This window comes from Serratia sp. DFXYC6 (assembly GCF_057196085.1).
In genome coordinates this window covers 123,448-145,192 of record NZ_JBXUNV010000006.1, presented here as the reverse complement: position 1 = coordinate 145,192, position 21,745 = coordinate 123,448, and the positions used below count along the sequence as shown (strand labels likewise).

At 62.9% G+C, this 21,745-nt stretch carries 19 protein-coding genes; 6 read left to right on the top strand and 13 right to left on the bottom strand.

Annotated elements, in window-relative coordinates; genetic code table 11:
• Positions 1 to 2 precede the first annotated feature (2 nt).
• The 3 genes from AC2CGQ_RS23100 to AC2CGQ_RS23090 are packed head-to-tail and all read right to left on the bottom strand — an operon-like array spanning position 3 to position 6,372.
• The gene (locus AC2CGQ_RS23100) at positions 3 to 2,192 is read right to left on the bottom strand and encodes a virulence factor SrfC family protein (RefSeq protein WP_484593908.1); all 2,190 of its coding nucleotides are present in this window, start codon (positions 2,190 to 2,192) and stop codon (positions 3 to 5) included.
• Positions 2,189 to 5,134: a virulence factor SrfB gene (locus AC2CGQ_RS23095; RefSeq protein ID WP_484593907.1), complete on the bottom strand. Its 2,946-nt coding sequence runs from the start codon at positions 5,132 to 5,134 to the stop codon at positions 2,189 to 2,191. The genes AC2CGQ_RS23100 and AC2CGQ_RS23095 overlap by 4 nt, the downstream gene beginning before the upstream one ends.
• Entirely contained in the window at positions 5,134 to 6,372 is a 1,239-nt protein-coding gene (locus AC2CGQ_RS23090; RefSeq protein ID WP_484593906.1) for an SrfA family protein, read from the bottom strand. Before AC2CGQ_RS23090 ends, AC2CGQ_RS23095 begins: the two co-directional genes overlap by 1 nt.
• Positions 6,373 to 6,666: 294 nt before the next feature.
• Here AC2CGQ_RS23090 and AC2CGQ_RS23085 point away from each other — a divergent pair, with 294 nt between their 5' ends.
• Positions 6,667 to 7,584, top strand: coding sequence for a DMT family transporter (locus AC2CGQ_RS23085; protein WP_075685659.1), 918 nt, complete (start codon positions 6,667 to 6,669; stop codon positions 7,582 to 7,584).
• Here AC2CGQ_RS23085 and pdxR read toward each other — a convergent pair.
• The 9 genes from pdxR to AC2CGQ_RS23040 all read right to left on the bottom strand — a co-directional run bounded on the left by pdxR (position 7,581) and on the right by AC2CGQ_RS23040 (position 16,597).
• Complete coding sequence (gene pdxR / locus AC2CGQ_RS23080) at positions 7,581 to 9,074, bottom strand: MocR-like pyridoxine biosynthesis transcription factor PdxR (protein WP_484593905.1); 1,494 nt, start codon at positions 9,072 to 9,074, stop codon at positions 7,581 to 7,583. The genes AC2CGQ_RS23085 and pdxR overlap by 4 nt on opposite strands.
• 79 nt (positions 9,075 to 9,153) lie before the next feature.
• A complete protein-coding gene (locus tag AC2CGQ_RS23075) occupies positions 9,154 to 9,777 on the bottom strand; it encodes a helix-turn-helix transcriptional regulator (RefSeq protein WP_015379348.1) in 624 nt (207 codons plus the stop codon).
• A 101-nt stretch (positions 9,778 to 9,878) separates the two neighbouring features.
• Positions 9,879 to 10,418: a fimbrial protein gene (locus AC2CGQ_RS23070; RefSeq protein ID WP_484593904.1), complete on the bottom strand. Its 540-nt coding sequence runs from the start codon at positions 10,416 to 10,418 to the stop codon at positions 9,879 to 9,881.
• Positions 10,419 to 10,437: 19 nt separating this feature from the next.
• Positions 10,438 to 11,442, bottom strand: a complete 1,005-nt coding sequence (locus tag AC2CGQ_RS23065) for a fimbrial protein (protein WP_004930911.1) — start codon at positions 11,440 to 11,442, stop codon at positions 10,438 to 10,440.
• A gap of 14 nt (positions 11,443 to 11,456) precedes the next feature.
• Positions 11,457 to 12,068 (bottom strand): fimbrial protein, encoded by a 612-nt coding sequence (locus tag AC2CGQ_RS23060; RefSeq protein WP_015379346.1) that lies wholly within the window; start codon positions 12,066 to 12,068, stop codon positions 11,457 to 11,459.
• Between the two features lie 11 nt (positions 12,069 to 12,079).
• Complete coding sequence (locus tag AC2CGQ_RS23055; protein ID WP_021505171.1) at positions 12,080 to 12,826, bottom strand: fimbrial biogenesis chaperone; 747 nt, start codon at positions 12,824 to 12,826, stop codon at positions 12,080 to 12,082.
• 24 nt (positions 12,827 to 12,850) lie between these two features.
• Positions 12,851 to 15,352 (bottom strand): fimbria/pilus outer membrane usher protein, encoded by a 2,502-nt coding sequence (locus AC2CGQ_RS23050; protein WP_015379344.1) that lies wholly within the window; start codon positions 15,350 to 15,352, stop codon positions 12,851 to 12,853.
• 71 nt (positions 15,353 to 15,423) lie between these two features.
• Positions 15,424 to 15,975: a fimbrial protein gene (locus AC2CGQ_RS23045; protein ID WP_004930899.1), complete on the bottom strand. Its 552-nt coding sequence runs from the start codon at positions 15,973 to 15,975 to the stop codon at positions 15,424 to 15,426.
• Positions 15,976 to 16,066: 91 nt separating this feature from the next.
• Positions 16,067 to 16,597: a fimbrial protein gene (locus AC2CGQ_RS23040; RefSeq protein WP_015379342.1), complete on the bottom strand. Its 531-nt coding sequence runs from the start codon at positions 16,595 to 16,597 to the stop codon at positions 16,067 to 16,069.
• A 757-nt stretch (positions 16,598 to 17,354) separates the two neighbouring features.
• On the opposite strand from AC2CGQ_RS23040, the gene AC2CGQ_RS23035 reads away from it, so the two are divergent.
• The 5 genes from AC2CGQ_RS23035 (at position 17,355) to fetB (ending at position 20,849) form a co-directional block, all read left to right on the top strand.
• Positions 17,355 to 17,768 carry a hypothetical protein gene (locus tag AC2CGQ_RS23035; RefSeq protein ID WP_015379341.1) on the top strand — a complete coding sequence of 138 codons (414 nt, stop codon included), beginning with the start codon at positions 17,355 to 17,357 and terminating at the stop codon, positions 17,766 to 17,768.
• Between the two features lie 29 nt (positions 17,769 to 17,797).
• Positions 17,798 to 18,895 carry an FKBP-type peptidyl-prolyl cis-trans isomerase N-terminal domain-containing protein gene (locus AC2CGQ_RS23030; protein WP_080497857.1) on the top strand — a complete coding sequence of 366 codons (1,098 nt, stop codon included), beginning with the start codon at positions 17,798 to 17,800 and terminating at the stop codon, positions 18,893 to 18,895.
• Positions 18,896 to 18,932: 37 nt separating this feature from the next.
• Positions 18,933 to 19,220, top strand: coding sequence for a FaeA/PapI family transcriptional regulator (locus AC2CGQ_RS23025; RefSeq protein ID WP_004930885.1), 288 nt, complete (start codon positions 18,933 to 18,935; stop codon positions 19,218 to 19,220).
• A gap of 191 nt (positions 19,221 to 19,411) precedes the next feature.
• Positions 19,412 to 20,089 (top strand): iron efflux ABC transporter ATP-binding subunit FetA, encoded by a 678-nt coding sequence (gene fetA / locus AC2CGQ_RS23020; RefSeq protein ID WP_484593903.1) that lies wholly within the window; start codon positions 19,412 to 19,414, stop codon positions 20,087 to 20,089.
• Entirely contained in the window at positions 20,076 to 20,849 is a 774-nt protein-coding gene (fetB, locus tag AC2CGQ_RS23015; RefSeq protein WP_033631883.1) for an iron efflux ABC transporter permease subunit FetB, read from the top strand. Before fetA ends, fetB begins: the two co-directional genes overlap by 14 nt.
• 35 nt (positions 20,850 to 20,884) lie before the next feature.
• Here the strand turns inward: fetB and AC2CGQ_RS23010 are convergent, their stop codons facing one another.
• Positions 20,885 to 21,721, bottom strand: a complete 837-nt coding sequence (locus AC2CGQ_RS23010) for a TIM barrel protein (protein WP_164123913.1) — start codon at positions 21,719 to 21,721, stop codon at positions 20,885 to 20,887.
• Positions 21,722 to 21,745 lie beyond the last annotated feature (24 nt).

Genomic DNA, 21,745 nt, shown 5'->3' with positions numbered 1-21,745 from the left:
CGCTACGGCGCAGCGCGCAGGGCGGCGACGATCGCCGCCAGTGCGGCGCGTTGCTCGTCTGCCAGCGCCGGCTGCGCCTGCGCGGCATTTTCCGCCAGCAGGGTCTGCAGGCCGATCAGCCAGTCATAGATATAAAATGCGGTACTTTTGGTTGGCGTCGGCGCCAGCCGAGTGAGCCGCTGCTGGCCGCTCCAGTCCACCGCCGGCTGCGGCGGCGGGGTAAAGATCGGTTGGCCGGGATTGACGCGGCTCTCGGGGCGCGTTGCCGCATCGCGCCGCTGGAAGCCGAGCCAGGCGACGAAGTCGCCCAACAGCGCCAACGCCTGGCTGATCTGCCGATCTTCCCCCTGTTCCGGCAGGCCGCCGGCGCACAGCGCGCGCTCCAGCTCATCATCGAGCCGCTGGCGGCAGGCGGCGCCGATCAACGCATCAACCAGCAGTTCGAGATGCGGTTTGTCGACGCCGAGCAGATCCAGCAACCGGCGGCTGTCCGGCAGGCTGCGCAGATGGTTGATCCAATCCGCGAATATCCGCGCGGCAAAGGGTGACGTGGGGGGCTCGCCGGGCGCCGGGGTTTCCGGTGCGCCGAACAGATCGATGTCGAGCCCGAACGGCGCAGGCGTCGCCGGGGTCGGCGCGGCGTGCTGCTGTTGCTGGTAAAGCTGGCGCAGCGTATCGCGCTGGGGCAACAATCGTTCCAGCAGTTCGCCGTGGCGGCCGGCCTGCGCCTGCAGCGCGCGCAGCAGCTGTTGGGCGCGTTGCTGGGTCGCGTATGGATCGGCGGCGGTGAGCCAGTTGCCGAGCAGGCTTTCCGTCAGCTCGCGCTGCAACTCTTCGCGCAGCTCGAGCAGGCGCGCTTGCTTGTGGGCCGGGCGCGCCTGTGCGGCCAGGTAGTTCACCATGCGGCGGCAATCCTGCTCATCCAGCGCCAGCAGTGTGGCCCAGCTGTCACCGGGTTCGCCGACCTGGCGCTGAACGGCGTCGTCAGGGCGCGGCTTGCCTTCCTGGCGTGGGTCGAACGGCGTGATCGCCCAGATTAAACCGGGTTTGCGGCGCTGGCGCAGCGCCGGGGTTTCCCCCTGGGTGTGGTCGACCCAACCGGCGAGCGCCTGGCCGATGCGCGCGGCGTCCTGCGGCGTGGCGGCGGCATCGGCTACCAGCAGCAGGTTGGCGTGCAGGCCGTCCGCGCAGCGGGCCAGCAAATGGGCGCGTTTCGCCTGTTGCAGCCGCTGCGTCGGTTCCGCCTGCGGGCGGGCGCAGCTGCCGGGCAGGTCGATCAGCGCCACGTCGGCGGGCAGGCCCGCCTGCGCGGTTTGCGGCAGAACGGTGGTGACTTCGGCGGTCAACCAGACCAGATCGCTCAGCGCGATCTCCCGTTCACCGCCGTGTTCGGCCATCACGACGATTGCCGTGTTTTCCGGTGCGGCGCTCGCGGTCAGCAGCGTCAAGGCGCGGCGCGGGGCATGAACCTGCCGGCTGTCACCGAGGGCATGCAGCGTGTGTGCCAGCTGGCGATAATGCGTCGTCAGCGTCGGTTCCTCTCCCCACAGCGGCGCAAACAGGCGCGCGCGATCGTCGATGCTAAGCTGCGGCGCCAGCGCCACGGCCTGCGGCCAGAAATGCCTGTCCAGCGTCTGTTGCCCCTTGTCGCCGTGGCGGCGTTGGCTATCCCACAGCGCCAGCACATCGCCGTCGCTGAGGCCGTCGGGGGCGATGGCTTGGCGGTGGCGCGCCAACGTTTGCAGATGGCCGGCGATCGCGCGGGCGTCCCAGTCCAGCCGGAAGCCGCCCATCGCGGCGGCATCGAGCGTGATGGCCAGCCACTGCGCTTCATTGAGCAGGGCGAGGGCGATCGGATACTCGGCGGGCCCCGCCTCGGCCGCCGTGCAGTAGCGCACCGCGAGCGAAAGGTCCGCGTTGAAGCGCTTTGCGCCAGGCGCCAGCGCCGCCAGCAGATGGGCCTTGGCGGCGGCGTTGTGGCCATACAAACCGATGGCGACCTGCGCAGGGCATGTGTTTTCCAACCGTGCGGCGCGGTTATGGCAACGGCGCAGACGCTGTATCAGGCGATCGGCCTCCCGCTCCAGGCGAGGGGATTGGCGGCGCGCGGCGTCCACCCAGTCGATCGCCTGCAATATGCCGGCGCTGAGCGCGTTATTCGGGGCCGCTGGGGCGAAGGTTTGCGTGTTCATCGTGGGTAAATGCTCCCGCTGTCTATCCAGTAGTGGGTCGCGCCGGAGGCGCTGGCAGCCAGGGTATTGAGTTTCAGTTGCAGGTGGTGCGCCGGGACGGGGCTGCCGTCGGCCAGCAGCGCATGCGCGATCTTGACGCTCTCAGCGCCCTGTTCGGCGCTGGCGGTGATGGCCAGCCGCAGGCTGATCACCGCATCGCCGGCCAGTTTGCGCGCCAGCTGGGCGTCATTGATGGTCAGCGTATAGAGCGGCGAGGCCGGCCAGCGTTCGTTGTCCAATTGGCGGAACCCCAGACGCAGCGGGCCGCGCAGCTGGAAGCTGCCGGCGGGATCGAGCGCGAAATCGGCGCGATCCAGATCGATGTCGCGGTAATAGACGTTATCGTCCGCCAGCATGTTGTTGCCGTCCAGCATGCCCAGATAGCGAATGGTGGAGTAGGGCTGGAAATCGCCGACGTTGAAGTAAAAGCTCTCCAGCCGCAGATCGATCGCCAGCAGGCACAGCATGGCGCCCACCGCTGCGGTGGATTTCGGGTTGTCGATGCGGCCGCGTTTGTTGAACGGGTACCAGCTGCGGGTGTGATACCCCTCGAGCGGCAGAATGCGGCTGGCGGGCAGCGGCTGCAGATGGCGCAGCAGCGCCTGCACGCCGGGGAAGCGCGCCGGGCGGCCGGTCAGCAGCAGTACGTCGCAGGTATACAGCGCCACCACTTCGGCCAGCAGGCGCAGACAGCGGCCGATGCCGATGCGATCGGACAAGAAAGCGGCGTGCAGATCGGCCAGGCGGATCACCAGCGGGGTGTGCAGGATATCGAAGGCGTTGCTGTCGGCTTCGCGCTGCACTTCGCCGTTGATAAACGCCAGCACCTGCGGCGTCGGCGGCTGCGGCAGCAGATCGCCCAGGCTGGCGGCGATTTCCGCCCGGTTGTCCAGCGGGTCGTATTCTTCATAGGCGCCGAGCAGCGCGCGTCCGGCGGGCATGAAGATCTGCAGCGCGGCCTGCTGACGCAGGGTGGAAAGCCCGTCCATGCGCCCTTCGTTGCCGAACAGCCTGTCCATCAGCGCCGGGGCGGCGCTCACGCCGGCGGTTTCGAATGCCTGCTGCACGGCGGGCAGGATAAACTGCTGGATGGCGTCCAGCAGGATATCGTCGCCGGCGACTTTAAAGCCCTCGCGGAACAGCAGGCGCGGGTTGATTTTGATGTTGTTGCCCACGCCGTCGTCGAGCGAATAGTGCGTGATCGCCAGATCCGTGGTGCCCCCGCCGATGTCGATGGAGGCGATACGCAACGTCTTGCCGGGCTGTTCATCCGGCGCCAGTGGCCGGTCGGGCCGGGCCATGGCGGCGAAAAAGGCGTCGGTGCGGCCGGCGAAGTTCACCTGGGTTTCGTTGTACAGATAGACCATCTGACCGCAGGTGGCCTCGTCCCACTCCATCTGCACCTGCGGCGCCGGGAAGCGGGCGTGCGCGCCGTCGAACGGCGCATCCTGCGGGTGCCAGCCGAGGGCCTTCCACACCAGCCCGATCGCCTCCTGCATGCGGCGGCGGAAAATCTCGCGCTCCGGTTTCGGCATCGCCGAAGGCAGCGTCAGAATGATGGCGCGCAAACGGCGCGGCGCGGCGGCGTTCGGCATGCGGCTGCGCTGGGCGATGCTGTTGATCTGCATCAGCGCCTGCGCCAGCAGCTCGCTCAGCATCAGGCTCATCACCGCGCTGCGGCTGTAATGGGCGGCGAACACCGGCAGCCGTTCGGCCGTCGGCAGGGCGGACAGCGGCACGCCTTCGTCGTTGATCAGGGTGGTCAACGGCGCGGCGGCGGCCATCGGCTCGTGCCGCTCGTTGAAGCGCCAGCCGGGCGCATAGCGCTCCTCGTCCCACAGGTAGCGGCGCGGGCTGGAAATGCCGGTGGTGCCTTCATGGCCCGTTCGCCGCTGCGCCAGCTGCGCGGCTTCGCGGCCGACGCGGGTGATGGACGGCCACTGGAAGGCGTCGTCGCGCCCGCTCTGGAACGACAGATGCGGCTTGCCGAAGCTGGCCTGAGAAAACTCCACCCGGCTCTCGAACAGCTCGTTGTAGACGCGGTGCGGTTCAGACAGCGAACGCAGCTGCAGCTCGTAGGTTTGCTTCAGGCCGTTGCTCTCTTCCGGGTGGTCTTCGACCAGCACGCCGCAGGTGTGCGAGTTGCCGACGTCCAGCACCAGATCGACGTCGATCGCCGGTTGCTGCAGCGTTGCCGCCACCATCTTTATCTGCGGCACCGCCAGCTGGTGGCCGAGCATGTGCAGCAGGTTGAGGTAGTGCGCCTGATACTCGAAGGTTTTCAGCCCGGCGTTGATCTCCGCCTCGGCGCGCTGTTCCCGCTCGGCGGCGCGCTGGCTGAACGCCTCGCGCAGCCAGCCGTCCACCCAGGTCAGATCGAGAAATTCGCCCAGCTCGTGGTTGCGGTGCGCCAGCGCGAAGCTCAGATCGGCGCCGAGATCGCTTTCGCCCGGCGCCAGCGCCTCCTGGCCGGGCGCGGCGGCGCGAGTGTCGAAGGCCAGCACCACGCGCAGCAGGTTGCCGTCCTGATCCGGTTCATCCAGCTGCACCACCTGCAGGCGCGCCCAGTTGTCCGGGCCCGACAAAAACAGGCCCGCCGGGGTGTGGCGCAAGAAGGGCAGCGGCAGCCAGAGCTTATCCAGCAGGCGCAGCGACTGCTGCAGCGGGTAGCTGAACTCCGGCCGCACCACTTCGGCGGCCTGGTCGCCCACGGCCGGCAACTGGTATTTGCCGCTCTCGGCCTCCCATTGCAGGCGCAGCAGCGGGCCGCTGGCGGTCTTGCGCACGAATTTGCCGGGAAACTCGGCGTCCAGCCGCGGGGTCAGGGCAAAGTCCAGAAACTGAATGCCGCTGTCCTGGATCAGCGTAATGCCGTGTTTGTAGTCCGTAAGGGGTGCCAGCATCATTTACTCTCGCGCTTGAACGTCATGGGATAGGTGGTGTCCGCATCGTAGCGGCCGGTGCACTCTGCCGCGCCGGTTTCGCCCTGGCGGCAGACGATCTCCGGGATCTGGTAGCGGCTGCCGTCGCTGCAGCGCGCCTTGGTGCGGCTGTTGATCACCAGATTGCCGGACTGCATCAGCCCGGCTTCGACCGCCACCCGGCAGCTGACGCCGTCGCCGTAGGCGATGACGGCGCTGCCCTTGCCACCGTTCAGACGGTATTGCAGACCGGGGCGCTTGCCGGTAATCGGATCTTTCAGCGCCACCGTGGCGCGCCATTTGCCGTTAAGGAAACGGGTGGAGCCGGCCTTCACCGCCTCGGGCGGCAGCACCAGCGCATTTTTGTCCGCCGGCTGCGGGATGACCGGGGCTGGGGGCGGCGGCATCAGCGTGGCGTGCGCCAGCGGCAAGCGCAGCTTAGGCAACTGCGCGGCGGTTTTTTCCGGCGGCGCCGGATGGCGTACCTCAGCCGGCATCGCCGGTTGCGGCGACGGTGAGCGGTGCAGCCAGGCGGCCAGCGCCGCGCTGCCTAGCAGCAGTACCGGCAACAGCCACAGCGCGTGGCGCCGATGTGGGCGAACAACGGCGGGGGATTCGACGGGCGCCGCCGGAGCGGGTACCGGTTCAGGCTCGGCGGCCGGGGCCGGTTTTACCGGTTCGACAACGGCCGGTTTGCGCGGAGCGGCAGCGATCGGCGCCGGTTTTTCCACTTCCGATTCGAGCGGGCGCAGGCAGGCTAACGGATCGTCCGGGCTCTGCGCCTGCGGCTTGATAAAGCCCCAGAAGGTCAGCACCGGCCGATCGTCCACCAGGTAAACGTGGTTGGGGTCGGGTATGTGCATCGCTTTGGCCAGCAGCGCGCCGAACAGGCGATGGCTGGGGTGATCGGTCGCCAGGGCCTGTTCCGTCAGGCTGCGGAAGGTCGCCAGGCAGTGTTCCAGGTGCCGTACCGCCTGCGCGCGCTGGGCATCGCTCGCCGCCAGCCAGGAGGTGACTTTGCCGGGGAAGGGCGCATACCAGTCGATGCGGGTGCCGCTTTCGTTCGGCTGGGGGATCGCCAGACAGTCGGCGGCCTGCTGCTGCCGGCGAAGGCGCAGGGTTTCCCGCAACTGCTGCGCGCAGGCGTAGACCGGTTGCCCGTTCTCGCCTAAAGCCAGCACGTCATCCAAACTGCCACTGCGTAAGAAGGGTTTCACCACGGCGCCGCACCTTGTCCTGTTCTACAAAAACGCATAAAAGTCCATGATACCCCGCAGGCAGGGCCGCCAAACGGCCAAGGACAGCCCGAAAAACGCCCTTCTTTGGCGTTAGCGGCGCGCTTTGCTAACCGGCACAGTGAAAATTTCACTATCTGGACCTGTCTGTGAACCGCTTTATCTGAAAAATAGAACGCAGCCCCGGCAAACGACGCCGGGCAACGATGTTCTCTTTCACTATGACATCGCCTCGCGGGTTGCCGATTTCGGTATGCCTCAGGCGTGCGGAGCGTTCACATGACGGACAGTCAGTCTGCAAAAACTCTCGTTGTTACCCCTGCACATCCCGCCGCCGGGCATTCGGCCCAGGGCTGGATGAACGGTTTTCTTGGCATGATGATCTTCAGCGGCTCGTTGCCCGCCACCCGGGTGGCGGTGCTGGAGCTCGATCCGCTGTTTCTGACGGCGGTCAGGGCGGCGATCGCCGCTTTGCTGGCCCTGTGTGCGCTGTTGATCACCCGGCAGGCGCGGCCGACGCGGGCCGATTTGCCGCCGCTGCTGTTTGTGGCGCTTGGCGTAGTCATCGGTTTTCCGCTGCTGACGGCGCTGGCGCTGCAGCACACCACGTCGGCGCATTCGCTGGTGTATATCGGCCTGCTGCCGCTGGCGACCGCCGGTTTTGGCGTTTTGCGCGGCGGAGAGCGGCCCAAGCCCGCTTTTTGGGCTTTTTCAGGCGTCGGCGCCGTGCTGGTGGGCGCTTTCGCGTTGAGCCAGGGGAGCGGCGGCGCCTGGCAAGGGGATGCGCTGATGGTCGGGGCGGTGTTGCTGTGCGGCCTGGGTTATGCCGAAGGGGCGGTGCTGTCGCGCCGGATCGGCGGCTGGCAGGCGATCTCCTGGGCGCTGGTGGTCGCCTTGCCGTTGACGCTGGCGGCCACCTGGCTGGCGGCACCGGCCGCCTGGCCCGTGGTCAGCGGCGCTGCCTGGCTGTCGCTGGTTTACGTCTCGGTGTTCAGCATGTGGATTGGGTTTATTTTCTGGTATCGCGGCCTGGCGCAGGGCGGCATCGCCGCCGTCGGGCAGTTGCAGCTGCTGCAGCCGTTCTTCGGCCTGGCGCTGGCGGGCTGGCTGCTGCAGGAAACCGTCCAGCCGATGATGATCGCCGTGATGGCCGGCGTGGTGGTTTGCGTGTTCGGCGCCAAACGTTTTTCCCGCTAGGCGCCGCTGCCGGCGCAGGCCAGGATCACCTGTCCGAGCCGTTCCACCGCCTGTTGCACCTGGCGGTCGGCGTAACCGCCCAACCCCAGCACCAGGCCCGGCTCACCGTGGTCGGGCGCATACATCGGCGACACCGCCCGCAGCGCCAACCCGGCTTCGTTGGCCTGCAGGGCGACCCGCACGTCGTCGAGATCTTTTCTCAACCACAGCACCATGTGCATGCCCTGATCGCAGGGCTGCACCACCGCCAGCTCGGCCGGGATGTAAGCGTTGATCGCCTCGATCAGCACCCGACGCTTCTCGGCGTAGACGCCGCGCATTTTGCGGATATGCCGGTCGAGATACCCTTCGGCGATAAAGGCGGCCAGCACGTATTGATCCGCGCTGGGTGGATGGCGATCCATCAGGATCCTGGCGCCGCAAAAGGCGTCGACCAGCGGCGGCGGCACGATGGCGTAACCCAGCCGCAGCGAAGGGAACAGCACCTTGCTGAAGGTGCCGAGATAGAGCGTCCGCTCGGGCGCCAGCCCCTGCAGCGAAGGGAACGGGTGGCCGGCGTAGCGCATCTCGCTGTCGTAATCGTCTTCCACGATCCAGGCTTGTCGCTCTCTGGCCCAGGCCAGCAGGGCGCTTCTTTTCGCCATGCTCATCGGCATGCCCAGCGGATACTGATGCGACGGCGTGACAAAGGCGGCGCGGGCATTGGCGGCCAGGCGCACGCCGGCGGCGACGTCGATGCCGTCGTCGGCGACGGGCACCCTAATCATGCGCCGATCGCGGAACAGGCTATCGAAAATGGCGGTAATGCCGGCGTAGGCAGGATCTTCGACCCAGGCGCTGTCGCCGGCGTCCAACAGGATCTGCGCGGCCAGATACAGCCCCTGTTGGGTGCCGGAGGTAATGAGGATTTGCTGCGGCGTACAGTTTACCGAGCGGGAACGGCGCACATAGTCGCAGATGGCTTCGCGCAGCGGCAGTGCGCCCAGCGGATCGCCGTAGCCCGACGGCGCGCCGGGGCCGCGGGCGCGGATGCGGTTGCCGAGCCGCCGCCAGATATCGTCGGGCGCGGTATCGCCGATTGGTACTGACACAGTGAACGGCACCGGCGGCAGCGCCCGCGCCTGCGTGGCAAAGCGCGCCAGATGCTGCGCCTGTGAAGAAAGCGGAACCGCTACCGCCGAACTCGCCTGCGCCGTGGCGTGCAGCGTGCGGCGCGGCGCCTGATAGTGGGCGACCCGGGTGCCGGAGCCGGGCTGCGGTTCGAGAAAGCCTTCCGCCGTCAGCTGAGCAAAGGCTTCCAACACCGTGCCGCGCGCCAGATCCAGCGCCGCCGACAGCCGGCGCGTCGAGGGCAGCAGATCGCCCGCTTTCAGATCGCCCCGGTGAATGGCCTGACGCAGAGCCTGCGCCAGCTGGTGGCTAAGCTGACCCGCCTGGCGATCGAGCTCGCCGAGGGCGGGAACGTCAACGACTTTGGCTGTTCTGGGCATGGATTCCGGCTCGCTTTGCAGTGCGAAAATGAGTATTCAGAGTAAACCACTCTTTCGGCACTCGCGAGTCCGTTGTCAGTCAACTCAGCCCGCGCTGATTCAGCAGCACCTTATTCAGCTCGCTGTTTTTTCGCACGTTCAGCTTGCGCATCGCCGAGCGTTTATGGGCGCTGATGGTTTTCTGGCTGCGCTGCAGCAGGCCGGCGATGCTGCAGGCGGACATGCCGCTGCTCATCAACCCCAACACTTTTTTTTCGCAGTGGCTGAGCGCGGCGATGCGGCAGGCCTGGCATTTCCACATGCCGGCGGCGTGCAGCGCCATCCACGGATGCTGGATAAATTTCTCCAGCGCCATCTGCAACTTGAGGCGGATGGCGTAGGCCGAATCGCGCCGATGGATGCTGAACAGCGGCGGCAGGTTTTTCACCTGTTGCTGGGTCGTGTCGTCGAGGATCAGCAGAGTCAGCTGCCGCTGCCGCGGGATGCCGTAGGGGCTCTGGTAACAGCAGGCGCAGCCCCAGCGCTCTTCCGGCGTGCGGAGCACGATTTCGATGTTATCCAACGCCTGCAGTGCCAGCGGCGAGAACTGCGGGTACCGGCGCTGGCATTCGTTCAGGGAGTGCAGATAATCCTGCAGCAGCAGACGCAGCCCCTGCTGGTAGAAGTTATCGCTGTCGAACAGCGTGAAGCGAATATCTGGCATGGGTGCCTCCTTAAAAGGCCGCGCCGGAGCGAACGGTGACGGCCCATTGCCGGCGATTGCGCGCCGGGCGTTTTCCTGATTTCCCTGGGGCGGTGCGGGGCTTATTGGTACGCCAGCACAAAATTGGCGACGGACGTGAATTCGCCTTCGGTAATGCTTTGGTTTTGAATCGCGCTCGGCCGCCCTTGTACGTAGGCGGTGAAGTTCAGGTTGTTGGGGCCGTTTTGCAGCGCGACGGCGCTGGTGGCCTTATTCAGAGAGATGTCCGCACCCTGATGATCAAACAGGGCGATGGCGGCGCCGTTCGCGCCGTTGTTGATCGCCAGCTTGCCCGGCAGCTCTCCGTCTTCGGCGCCGCTGAAGGTCACGCTGACGGATTTGAACACCGTGGTCTTGCAGTCGGTCAGCTTGATGCCGAACGGCACCGGCGTGGTGTGGCCGTAGCGATACAAGGTTTTGACGATCACCGTGCCCATCTCCACCAGCTGATCGGCGGACTGCGGTTCGATATTGCACGGCCGGCTCACCACTGTGCCGTGGAACTGCACCGGCGCGCCGATAAGCTCGGTGTTCGCCGCTGCTGGCATGACGGCAACCCACCAGGGTGCGCAGACCAGCAGCGTAAAAGCGCGTAGACGCATTTTTTCGTTCCTCCCTCGGTTACTGGAATGCCGCCACGATGGTGGCCGACGCGTTGAATTCCCCTTCGCCGATCTCCGCGCCGCCGTTGGCGAACGGCGCCGCCACCAGGTTCCAGGAGCCGCCGTTGCCGATGTTCGGCACCGGATAAAACTCGTTTGGGATGACCAGCTGGCCGTTGTGCGTCAGCCGGATGCCGAGATCGTTCTTGTCGGTTTTGAACACCTCGTTGCTGAAGGAGGCCGCCGTGCCCGACACCGCCAGCTTGATGTTCAGCGTGCCGTCTTCGAAGCTGCCGCCCTCGCACTGGAAGCGCACCGGAATGCTTTGCGGGTAATTCGAGCCGTTGAGATCGCTGCCGCCGATCTCGCCGAACTCGACGTTGATCAGCTGGCCTTCGTTCACCACGCATTTATCCGGCACGTAAAGGATCGCGGACTGGATAAACACCTGCGCCATCGGGTTGGGGCCGAAACCGCCGTCGGTCGAGCCGAGGCGGCCGTACATCTCGATGATCTGCCGATCGTTAATCTCAACGCCGTTAATGATTTTTTTGCGCACCCGGAAGGTGATCTTGCCTTTGGAGCCGCTGCCGTAGTTGTTGACCTGCAAGTACGGCGGCTGGCAGCGGTGTTGGCTCAGCAAATTCGATTCGTTGTAAAAAGGCACGGTGACGTAGGCGTTCTTGTTGCCGGCAATCCACACCTCGGCTTTTAAATCCAAAAAGTCATTCAGCTTTAAATAGCCGTTGCCGTAGTCGGAGGGGGGCAACGCCGAATCCGACTTGTAAAAGTGCGGGCTGGTGGGGATAGGGGTATCGCAATACACCTTGCCGGTATAGGTGCCGCCCAGATCATAGGGAAACAGTTTGGTGAACCCCACCTGGTTGGTGATGTTGCTTTCATTCAGATCGATATAGAACTGTTTCGGCCCGCCGTCCGGCGTGACATAGCCGTTGGCCCAGGCGGCGGGGGCCGCCAGCGCGATCGCCAGCGGCAGGCAGAGTTTGGTCAGTTGAGTTTTCATTGCGTTCTCGAGCCTCACAGGTAAATCACCTGAATGTGCGCCACGGCGGCGAACCCGGCCGCCATCACCGCCCGCTGGGTGGATTCCACGCTGGCGCTGAACCACAGGGTGTTGCTGCCGGGCTGCAGAATGTAGGGGTGGCTGCGTTGATTCAGCTCCAGCGCCTGGCCCTGCTGGTCTTGCAGCCGCAGGCCGATGCCCTGTACGCCGCCGTTCAGCTTCAGCAGCGACGGGTTGTCGACGTCGCTTTCGCCGAGAAACACCAGCGTGGCGGCCTGCTCACCCTGCAGGTAGAGGCGGCCGGCATCGCCGTTGCGCGGGCCGGCCGGGTTATCCGCCAGCGCGCGCGCGCCCAGCAGGCAATTGCGGAACGAGAGACGAAAACGCACCGGCGCGCTGCGATCGCCGGCGTTGCGGAAGTCGCGTGCGCTGACGTCGCCCAGATCGACGGACTGATCCCGGCTGTCCGGCGTCAGGCTGCAGGGAGAGCTGAGCAGACCGCCGTGAAAGCTGACGGTGCCGGTGGTGCCTTCGATCACGCCCAGCGGCGTTGCCGCCAGCGCGCCGCCGCCGCACAGCAGTGCGCCGAGCAGCAGAGGGCGCAGTCGATCGGTGAATTCAGCCATGCTGGACCTCCTTATTTTTTCTCGGGCACGGCGGTGCAAACGCCGCCATTGCAGACGAAGCGAAGCTCCGGATGGCCGCCGTAGTCGTTGATGTAGGTGATGACGAAGCTGTTCATGCCGGTGTCGTGCAGCTTGAGGCTTTCGCTGGATTTCGGCTTCAGCATCAGCGGCTGAAAACCGCCGATCGCGCCGCCGCCCTGTTTTTGCGTTTGCCGCGTCATGCCGGTCAGGGTGATGTAAAACGGCGTCGGGTTGTCGACGGTGATGGCGCCGCCGCTTTTACGGAACACCAGCTTTTCCTGCCACACTTCACCCTTGGGCGCGACAATCGCCTTCGGCCGGTAAAACAGCTTGATCTGCGTCTGCAGCGCCAGCTGCATCACGTTGGTTTTGGTGCTTTTCGGCGGGATCTCGCGCAGGTTGAAGTAGAACACCGACTCGCGATCCTGCGGCAGGCGATCCGCTTCCGGCGTCTTGGTGATGCGCACCACGCTGCGCTCGCTCGGCTCCACGCGCTGCAACGGCGGCAGCACCACCAGCGGCGAGGTGATTTTCTGATGCTGCTCGTTCTCCAGCCAGGACTGCGCCAGGAAAGGCAGCTCTTTGTTTTCGTTGACGATATTCAGGCTGATCGATTTGGCGTCGCTCACATAAACGGCGCGCGTGCGATCCAGCGATATCGCCGCGTCGGCGGTGGGCAGTACGGCGCTCAGGGCCAGGCCGGCGGCGGTCAGTAGCGTTATCGGGTGTTTGTTCATGTCATTATTTCTCAGCGTTACGGATTACAGGGTGGCGCACGGCAGCAGCAGCTGGTCCAGCGGCTTGGCGGCGCCCGGGATCACGATGCGGCAGCGGCGTTGGCCTTCCCAGGCGACATCCAGTTTTTCCTCCGGCTGTACGCCGGTCAGATAGACCGAGCCGCCGTCGTTGACCACCGCGACCTCGCGGCCTTTCTCGCTCAGCACCGCGGCGCCGAACGGCGGTTCGCTGCCGTCCGCGAGGCGAATGGTGGCCAGCAGCTTGCTGCCTTTCACCACCTCGAAGTGGCGGTAGCCGATGGCGCCTTCGGTCAGCGTGCCTTGCACCACGGCGCGAGTGGCCTCGACGTCGTCCGCCAGCTTGTTGACGTCGATACGGGTGTCGGTGTTGTAGTAGCTGGTGATGTCGGAAATCACCGCCAGCCCGAAACGGTTGCTGTAGGCGCGGCCGTTATTGATCGGCACGCCGGCGATGCCGTCGGTGTCGAGCATCATGCGGCTGCCGCCGTTGCTCGAGTTCTGATGCGCCGCGATACCGTGCCGGGTCGCGGTGAGACCGCCGCGGAACGAGCCGCCGATCGACGAGTAGCTGTCCTGCTGGTAAGAGGCGCTGGCGTTCAGCGAGCCGAACGAGGCGTTGTGGGTGTAGTACCCGCGCGCCAGCGATTTGCCGGACTGGTTAAAGCCGCCGCTGACCTGCCAGGTATTGTCCGGATCGCTGTAGTCGTTGTACGACGCGGTCTGCGTGACGTCGCCGTTGTTGGTTTGCAGCGCATAGCCGACGCGCCGACGATCGCCGATCGGTACGGTGAAGTTGAGCATCACGCTGTCGTCGGTGCGGCCCTGGTAATAGGTGCGGTAAGCCGACAGCGAGGCGGTGATGTTGCTGATATCGCCGATGCTGAACAACTTGCTGGTCGACAGCCCGTAACGATCCTGGGTTCGCGCGTCCCAATAGGTCTGGTGCGAGTAAGTCAGATAGGTGGTGATCGCCCTGGCGCTGTCTTCCGCCATAAAGGTTTTACTGGCGGTGATGGTATACAGCTCTTTCTGACGGCCGTTGTAATTCTTGTCGTAATCGCCGTAGCGCTCCTGCAGATACTGCGACATGTTCATGAATTTGCGTTGCGAGAAGCGGTAGCCGGCGAAGGTGATCTGGCTGTTCAGCTCGTCGAAGCGTTTGGCGTAGTTGAGCTTGAACGACATGCCGCTGGCGGTCGGCTCGCCGGGCAGGCGAGCGATCGACTGGGTGACGTCCAGCGACATGGCGCCGAACACGTTCAGATCGCGGCCGAGGCCGAGCGCCCAGGCGTTATAGTCGCCGCCGAGCAGCGCGCCACCATACAGCGACCAGGCGTTGCTCAGCCCCCAGGAGAAGTCGCTGGCGGAAAACAGCGGCCCCTGGGTGCGGTGGTCGTAGGCCGAGGTTTTGCCGAGCGCCACGTTGTAGCGCACGTAGCCCGGGCGGGTCAGGTACGGAATGGTGGCGGTATCCACCTGGAAGGTCGAGACGGTGCCGTCCTGCTCTTCCACCTTGACGTCCAGCTTGCCGCGCACCGAGCTGTTGAGATCCTGGATGGCGAACGGCCCGGCGGGCACGGTGGTTTCGTACAGCGTGCGGCCTTCCTGCGAGACGGTGATCTTGGCGTTGCTCTTGGCGATGCCGCGCACTTCCGGCGCGTAGCCCTGCAGGTTCGGCGGCAGCATGCGCTCGTCGCTGGCCAGATTGAGGCCGGTGAAGCGATAGGCGTCGAACACCCCGGAGTCGAGATAGATCTCGCCCAGCGTCAGCTTGGCGGCCTGCATCGGCAGCGCGCGGTAGGCGTAGATCTGGTTCCAGTCGAAACCGGTGCTGCGATCGCCGGCCTGCTGATTGTAATTGGCCTGGTAGTCCGCGCGCAGGCGCCAGGGGCCCAGGTTGGCGCCCAAGGTGCCGTAGCTGCTCAGGTTCTGGGCGGTGTTGTTGTTGTGGCTCTGTTTGCCTAACTGGCCGCTCAGGTTGTAGTCCAGCAGCAGGCCGGGAATGCCGTCGTCCCACTGCTCGGGCGGCGTCCAGTCGGGATCGGAGTATTTCATCCACGCCTGCGGGATGGTGATCGCCAGCACGCCGCCGCCGATGCGATCGGAGACGGTCGCGCCTTTGATGCCGCGAATGTCGGCGCACTGGTTGTCGTGCCACAGGGTGATTTTTTTGGCCGCTTCTTCTTTTAACGCCATTTTTTCCACCAGATCAGGCGGCAGGCACACCTGGCTGCCGCTCTTGTTATCCGGCGACGGGAAATACTGAATGCTGCGCTGGGGCAGCGTTTTCTGGTTGATCTTGATGTCCAGCAAATAAGCGCCGGGCATGACGTAGTCGGCATCGGAGAAACGCGAAAGATCCACTTTGCTGCGCTCGCCGATATCCAGGACGTCGGTATTGAATTCCGTGGCGGAAAATGCCGGACGCACCCAGAGGAAAGATAGAATGACGAGGAGAGGTAGGTGTTTCCGTGTCAGTAATGACGTCATAGCATAATCACTCATGGCAAGTCCGCGCCCAATAGCAGGTCATCCGTACGACCTGAATACGTAATGCTGTGCAGCGCCCGCCGGCGCTAGAGATAAGACAGGGTGAATTTGGCCAGAGAGCTGAAGCCGCCCGCCCGCGCCTTGTCGGGATGCAGGCGCAACTGCGCGCCAAAGCGCAGCGTGTTGTCGCCGGCGACGATCTGGTAATCCGCCGTCGTGCTGCCGAGCGGGATCGGCGTGCCGGCATCGTTCAACAGCTCGATAGCCACGCCCTTCGCCTCGCCGTAAACGCCGAGCAGGGAAGGATCCCCGCTGTCGGCGGTGCCGTCGAACGTGACGTTGGCCGCGCGATAGATGAAGTCAGGCTTCACCTGGCTGGCCAGCTCGCAGTTCACCAGTTTGATCGTGAAATGGCGGCGGCTGCCGATCAGCACCGACTGCCCATCCTGCGAGGCGTCGGTCATGGAAATCAGACCAAAATCGACGGTTTGATCCAGGCTGTCACTGGCGATGCCGCACGGCGTTTCAACGATGGTGCCGCCCAGGCTGACTTTGCCGTGGCCCTGATTTTTCGCTGCCGCCGCCGCGCTGCCGACGCTGAGCGCGATGAGCAACAGGCCGCAAAGGCGGATAGTCATGCTGGCGTCTCCCTGTCTTTCCCTGTTCCCTTGCCGGTATCCTCGGCATGCAATAAAGCGGGGGATGCCCTGAGACATCCCCTGTGGGGTATTACAGGTAAGCCAGGGTGAAGTTCGCCACGCTGGTGAAGTCGCCCGGCACCACGGCGCTTGAGGCGCTGCTGCCCTGCAGATAAGCGGCGAATTTCAGCGAGTTGTCGCCGTCGTTCAGGCCCTGACCGTCGGTCGCGGTGCCCAGTTCCACCTCTTTGGAGTGCAGGTTGTCGTAGATCACGATGCCGGCGCCGGTTGCCGTGCCGCTCAGGGCCAGCAGTTTGTTGTTAACCGGATCAGGCGTGCCGGTAAAGGTCACTTTGACGTTTTTCATGGTGGAGATGGAGCAATCTTTCAGTTCGATGTTGAAAGGCTGCATGCTGGATTTACCCTGGTTGGCCAGGATGCGGCTGCTGATCTGGCCCATCGGCACGGTTTGGTCAACGGATTCCGGCGCGACGCTGCATGGCGCATCGATAATTTCGCCGGTAAAGGTGACTTTACCGCTGCCCTGATTAGATGCGGCATGAGCAACAGATGCGGAAGCGAAAGCAATCACGGTTGCCAGCATTAATTTATTCAGTTTCATTTCTCAGGTTCCTGTAGAGAGTTTTTAAATAAAAAGAACAGCACATCTAAATCCCCCGCGGCGGTGGCAACGCCATGTCGCCGCCCGTGCGGTTGGAGCCAGATCCTTTTGCTCTGGGCAATACGCCGACATCCGTTATTTATGAGAAATAACGAGATTTGGAAAATCGATAATGGATTTCTGGTAAATAAAATACGTTTTTTACGTGTGGCGTGTTGCTGGGAATATTCTTGCAAATAATAGTATTGCTTGGAAATAGATTTTATTAAATTAAGTCAAATTCAGAATATAAAACCAAAAGGAAAAAGAAATATATTTGCTTTAAAATCAATAGATCGTATACAAATATTATCCAGTATAAATCACTATATAAATAACGATATGCGAGATATTAGATCGGGGGAAATAGGGTGGCACCTACAATTCACAATATTGTTTTGCTAATATCGCTCTGAGGCAGCAGATGATGCATTTCCCTTTAGAAACAAAATATAAAACATAATTTATTGTTTTTATTGTTATTTCATGGTTGTTTGTTCATGAGGGAATGGGGTTTCTTATTCGCGTTTAGCCAGCGTTTAGACCTAATTGGTTAACAATTAAATAACAATTGCACCGGTAGTGAATTATTCTATCGCATTGCGTGATAGGGATTTTTTGCTACCTAACCCATTTTGATTAATCAAATTAAGGCATGTGCTGCTGCCGTTCGCCACATAATGATGACCTAAGTGACAATTAAAGGATTATAAACGGAATGATAACGATGATTAATGCTTGCGGCGGGCGCCGTTGGGTGGGGTTGACCCTATTTCTGCTGTCTCTTATGGCGCTTTCTGGCTGTGCGGGCGGGAGCAAGACAAAACTGAATTCCGTGAAAAAAATCTCACAGAATAATCCTAATGATAAATCCGATGAGCAACGCATCGCGCTTTGTCAGCAGCGGGTTAATTCATTAAAGAATATTAATCCGCAAAGTTACCAAAAACGCATCGCCTATTTTAATGGCCTGCTTTCCAACGCTTCGGGATATGCCGGGGTGCGCGGCAACGTGGATGAGAGTACCCGTAAAGCGATTGATGCTCTTTATCAATATAAAACCGAGAAATTCTGCGCTGACGTCGAGCATGAGCTGATGTCCGATCTGTCCAGCCGGGTTGAGAATCTGTAGCCATGAAGCGATGCGCGCAAGGATGGGCGATGGGGCTTTTGCTGTTGGCGGCGAGCGGGGCCGCTTGCGCCGCCGATGACGGCATTCCCGCGCTGTTGAAGTTTGCCGAACAGCGGCAGGCGCCACCGGCCGCGCCCAGGGAAGACACCGCGCGTAAATCGGCGTCAGCACCAGCCGCCAAACCAGCCGCAGACAGCGCTCGTTTAACGTCGTTGCAGCACTCTTTGCAACAGCAGGCGGAGAAAATCCGTCAGCTGGAGCGGCAGTTGGCGGCGGCTCAGGCCGCGGCGGCGCCGAAACGGGAACCGGCCGTCGTCGATATTCGGCCGCTGGCCGATGCCCTGAAGGGATTGCGGCAGGCCGTTGCGCCGGTGCCTGAAGTGAGCGTGCTGGCCGCTTCGTTAACGCGGGCCGAACAGCGCAGCGCAAGTTTGGCGGCGCAGCTGGCGCAGCAGCAGCGGCGGGTGGAGACCTTGCTGGCCGAACGGCAGCAGGCGGCCGAGCCGCCTGCGCTGGCCAGCGAGGCGGACAAGCAGGCGTATGCCGCCGGCGTATCGCTCGGACGCGACATTCTGCATCTGCAGCAGGAGAACCGGCGCGCGGGGCTGGAAGCGGATACCCAGCTGTTGCTGGCGGGCATCGCCGATACCCTGGCCGGGCGGTTGCGGCTCGATGAAGCCGCCATCGACGGCGCGCTGCACACGGCGCAGCAGCGGTTGCAGCAGGCGCAACAGACGCAGGCGCCGCCTCGGGATGACAACGCCTACCTGGCCAATTTCGTTCGTCAGGAGGGGGTCAAGCAGGATGCGCTCGGTTTCTATTACCGGGTGGACTATGTCGGCAGCGGGGCGATCGGCGCCGACGATCGGGTGGATATCGTGGTGCGCGAAAGCCTGACCGACGGCCGGGTAGTCAAAGACATGGAGCTGGCGGGGACGGTGATCTCGCAGCCGTTGACGCGCTACCCGCCGCTGTTTCGCGCGGCTATCGAGAAGCTGCAGCAACACGGTGCGATAACGCTGGTGGTGCCGCCGGCGCTGGCGTACGGCAAACAGGGCAACCCGCCGGCGATCCCCCCGAATGCCACCATGATTTACACCCTGCGCATCGCTGACGTGCAGCCGTGAGCGGGGTGCTCAGCAGTAACCACTCAGGAGGAATGCTATGGCCAAGGCGCCGAAAACGTTTGAAAGCAGAAAATCGCTGATGCTGAATGTGTTGCAAGGATTGTGCAGGGAGCGTGTGGAAGGATCTGGGGGCCATCATCCCCCGCCGGAGCAGTGGCCGAAGACGCGCGAGCTGGCGGATAAATGCGGCGAAAATATTTATACCACCCGCACCCTGCTGCTGGCGCTGGAAAAGGAGGGTAAGGTTCACTGCACCCACCGCAGCATCAACAATTCTCTCCGCTGGTACAGCTGCGACGAACAGGCAGCGATAAAAAAAGAGTGATTCGACCCTGGCGGTCGCTTTTGACTATTCCTACAGCTAATCATTAATTAAATTTATCATTTGGCGGGGCGTTTCGCTCCGTCAATCCTTCCCCTTCGTTCGCTGCCATCCGCACAGCCATTGCTAAGATGTTTTTGGCAGCCATATACTTATCGCTCAGACGGGAACAGGTATAGGGAGCCGGCATCGTAATGAAGGAAAAGAAAGACATACTGAGATTGGATGATATTCATTATCAAATAGACAACCAGGTGATCCTGGATTCCGTCTCTTTCACGCTGGGTGAAGGCGAGTTCAAACTGATCACCGGACCTTCCGGCTGCGGGAAAAGCACCCTGCTGAAAATCATCTCTTCCTTAATGGATCCGACCAGCGGAAAGCTCTATTTCGACGGCCAGGCGATCGACGAGATGTCGCCGGAGGCGTATCGCAAGCAGGTCTCTTACTGCTTCCAGACGCCGTCACTGTTCGGCAATACGGTTTACGACAATCTGGCGCTGCCCTACCAGATCCGCCAGGAACCGCCGGCCGAGCGAAAAATGAAGGTCGATCTGGCGCGTTTCGGGCTGCCGGAGGCGATGCTGACCAAAAGCATCAATGAACTGTCCGGCGGGGAGAAGCAGCGGGTGTCCCTGATCCGCAACCTGCAGTTTATGCCCCGGGTGCTGTTGCTCGATGAGATCACCAGCGCGCTGGACGAGGAAAACAAACGCAACGTCAATGAGATAGTGCATCAGCTGGTGGCGGAACACCGGCTGGCGGTGCTGTGGGTGACGCACGATACCGAAGAGATAGCGCATGCGGACGAAGTGATCACCCTGCGCGCGCACGGCGCCGAGCAACAGGAGCAACAGCATGAATCAGCATAACATCACCAACGAATCCTTGGGCTTGTCGATGGTGCTGGTGGTGGTCGCCATCCTGATCAGCCACCGGGAAAAGCTGGCGCTGGAAAAGGACATTATCTGGAGCATCTGCCGCGCGGTGGTGCAGTTGATCATCGTCGGCTACGTGCTGAAGTATATTTTCGACCTGGATAACGCCGTTCTCACCGTGTTGATGGTGCTGTTCATCTGCTTTAACGCGGCTTACAACGCCAAGAAACGCAGCAAGTACGTCGAACACGCGTTCGTGACGTCGTTTATCGCCATCACCACCGGCGCGGTGCTGACGTTGGCGGTGCTGGTATTGACCGGCTCCATCGAATTTACGCCGATGCAGGTGATCCCCATCTCCGGGATGATCGCCGGCAACGCCATGGTGGCGGTGGGGTTGTGCTACACCAACCTCGGCCAGCGTTTCAAAGGCGAGCAGCAGAAGATTCAGGAGATGCTCAGCCTGGGGGCGACGCCCAAGTTCGCCTCGGCGGCGCTGATCCGCGACAGCATCCGCGCTTCGCTGATCCCGACCGTCGACTCGGCGAAAACCGTCGGGCTGGTCAGCCTGCCGGGCATGATGTCCGGGCTGATCTTTGCCGGCATCGACCCGGTGAAAGCGATCAAATACCAGATTATGGTGACCTTTATGCTGCTTTCCACCGCCAGCCTGTCGACCATCATCGCCTGCTATCTGGCTTACCGTAAGTTTTACAATGCGCGCCACCAGTTGGTGGTCGGCAACCTGAAGTAACGCCATGAAAAACGGCCTCCGCGGAGGCCGTTTTTTTACCCTTGCAGCAGGGCGATGCTCTGGCGGATTTCCCGTTCGATATCCGCTTCGCTCCAGCCGTCCAACTGCGAAGAGAAGGGCTCGAAGGCATAGACGCCGGTGTAGCCCAGGCGTTCCAGGTTCTGTACCTGGCGGCGGCTTTCCAGCCGATCGCCCGTGCTCAGCATGATGCGCTCTTCATCGCTCAGCGCGCCTTTATCCCGCCCATCCTCCACGCCGGACAGATGCACCAGGCCGATCTGCGCCACCTGGATCTGCGCGTCGAAGTCGGTTTGCGCCACACCGCTCAAATAGTGGTGGAAAGTATCGAGCACGATGCGATACGGCGCGCCCGAGTCGCGGATGATCGCCTGGGTCAACAGCGACGATCGCAGCGAGCTGATGCCGAAGCCCAGCGGCTCGACGTATCCCTGTACGCCATAGCGGACAAACAGCGGCGCCAGCAGACGCAACGCGGCGAGGGTATCGTCCCGTTTTTGCTGCTCGCTGCGCGTGTCGTCGGCGCTGCAGTGCGGGCACAGCACCAGCGCCCGGCTGTGGATGGCCTGCGCCTGCGCCAGCAACGCTTCGGCGCGCTGCTGCAGCGCCGCCGGGTCATCCACCCGATTGAACATGCCGAGGGCGTTGATCGTGACGATTTCAATGCCGTATTGCGCGGCGAGCGCGTTGAGCTGCGCGTCGCTCAGATCGTCGGTCACCTTGCCGCTGGGCATGTCGTTGCGCAGCTCAACTTTGCTGAGCCCGCAGCGTTTCACCAGGCGGAAAAAATTGTCCAGATCGAGATTCGGCGCGATCTTGCGGTTAATGCAGAAGCGGTCCAGCGCAATGTTCATGGGGCATGACTCCAGCGGTCAGGG

Bases quoted from the DNA above. Each gene is read 5' to 3' on its own strand.
- AC2CGQ_RS23100 (WP_484593908.1), bottom strand. From the start codon at position 2,192: ATGAACACGCAAACCTTCGCCCCAGCGGCCCCGAATAACGCGCTCAGC.
- AC2CGQ_RS23095 (WP_484593907.1), bottom strand. From the start codon at position 5,134: ATGCTGGCACCCCTTACGGACTACAAACACGGCATTACGCTGATCCAG.
- AC2CGQ_RS23085 (WP_075685659.1), top strand. From the start codon at position 6,667: ATGACGGACAGTCAGTCTGCAAAAACTCTCGTTGTTACCCCTGCACAT.
- pdxR (WP_484593905.1), bottom strand. From the start codon at position 9,074: ATGCCCAGAACAGCCAAAGTCGTTGACGTTCCCGCCCTCGGCGAGCTC.
- AC2CGQ_RS23075 (WP_015379348.1), bottom strand. From the start codon at position 9,777: ATGCCAGATATTCGCTTCACGCTGTTCGACAGCGATAACTTCTACCAG.
- AC2CGQ_RS23070 (WP_484593904.1), bottom strand. From the start codon at position 10,418: ATGCGTCTACGCGCTTTTACGCTGCTGGTCTGCGCACCCTGGTGGGTT.
- AC2CGQ_RS23065 (WP_004930911.1), bottom strand. From the start codon at position 11,442: ATGAAAACTCAACTGACCAAACTCTGCCTGCCGCTGGCGATCGCGCTG.
- AC2CGQ_RS23060 (WP_015379346.1), bottom strand. From the start codon at position 12,068: ATGGCTGAATTCACCGATCGACTGCGCCCTCTGCTGCTCGGCGCACTG.
- AC2CGQ_RS23055 (WP_021505171.1), bottom strand. From the start codon at position 12,826: ATGAACAAACACCCGATAACGCTACTGACCGCCGCCGGCCTGGCCCTG.
- AC2CGQ_RS23050 (WP_015379344.1), bottom strand. From the start codon at position 15,352: ATGAGTGATTATGCTATGACGTCATTACTGACACGGAAACACCTACCT.
- AC2CGQ_RS23045 (WP_004930899.1), bottom strand. From the start codon at position 15,975: ATGACTATCCGCCTTTGCGGCCTGTTGCTCATCGCGCTCAGCGTCGGC.
- AC2CGQ_RS23040 (WP_015379342.1), bottom strand. From the start codon at position 16,597: ATGAAACTGAATAAATTAATGCTGGCAACCGTGATTGCTTTCGCTTCC.
- AC2CGQ_RS23035 (WP_015379341.1), top strand. From the start codon at position 17,355: ATGATAACGATGATTAATGCTTGCGGCGGGCGCCGTTGGGTGGGGTTG.
- AC2CGQ_RS23030 (WP_080497857.1), top strand. From the start codon at position 17,798: ATGGGGCTTTTGCTGTTGGCGGCGAGCGGGGCCGCTTGCGCCGCCGAT.
- AC2CGQ_RS23025 (WP_004930885.1), top strand. From the start codon at position 18,933: ATGGCCAAGGCGCCGAAAACGTTTGAAAGCAGAAAATCGCTGATGCTG.
- fetA (WP_484593903.1), top strand. From the start codon at position 19,412: ATGAAGGAAAAGAAAGACATACTGAGATTGGATGATATTCATTATCAA.
- fetB (WP_033631883.1), top strand. From the start codon at position 20,076: ATGAATCAGCATAACATCACCAACGAATCCTTGGGCTTGTCGATGGTG.
- AC2CGQ_RS23010 (WP_164123913.1), bottom strand. From the start codon at position 21,721: ATGAACATTGCGCTGGACCGCTTCTGCATTAACCGCAAGATCGCGCCG.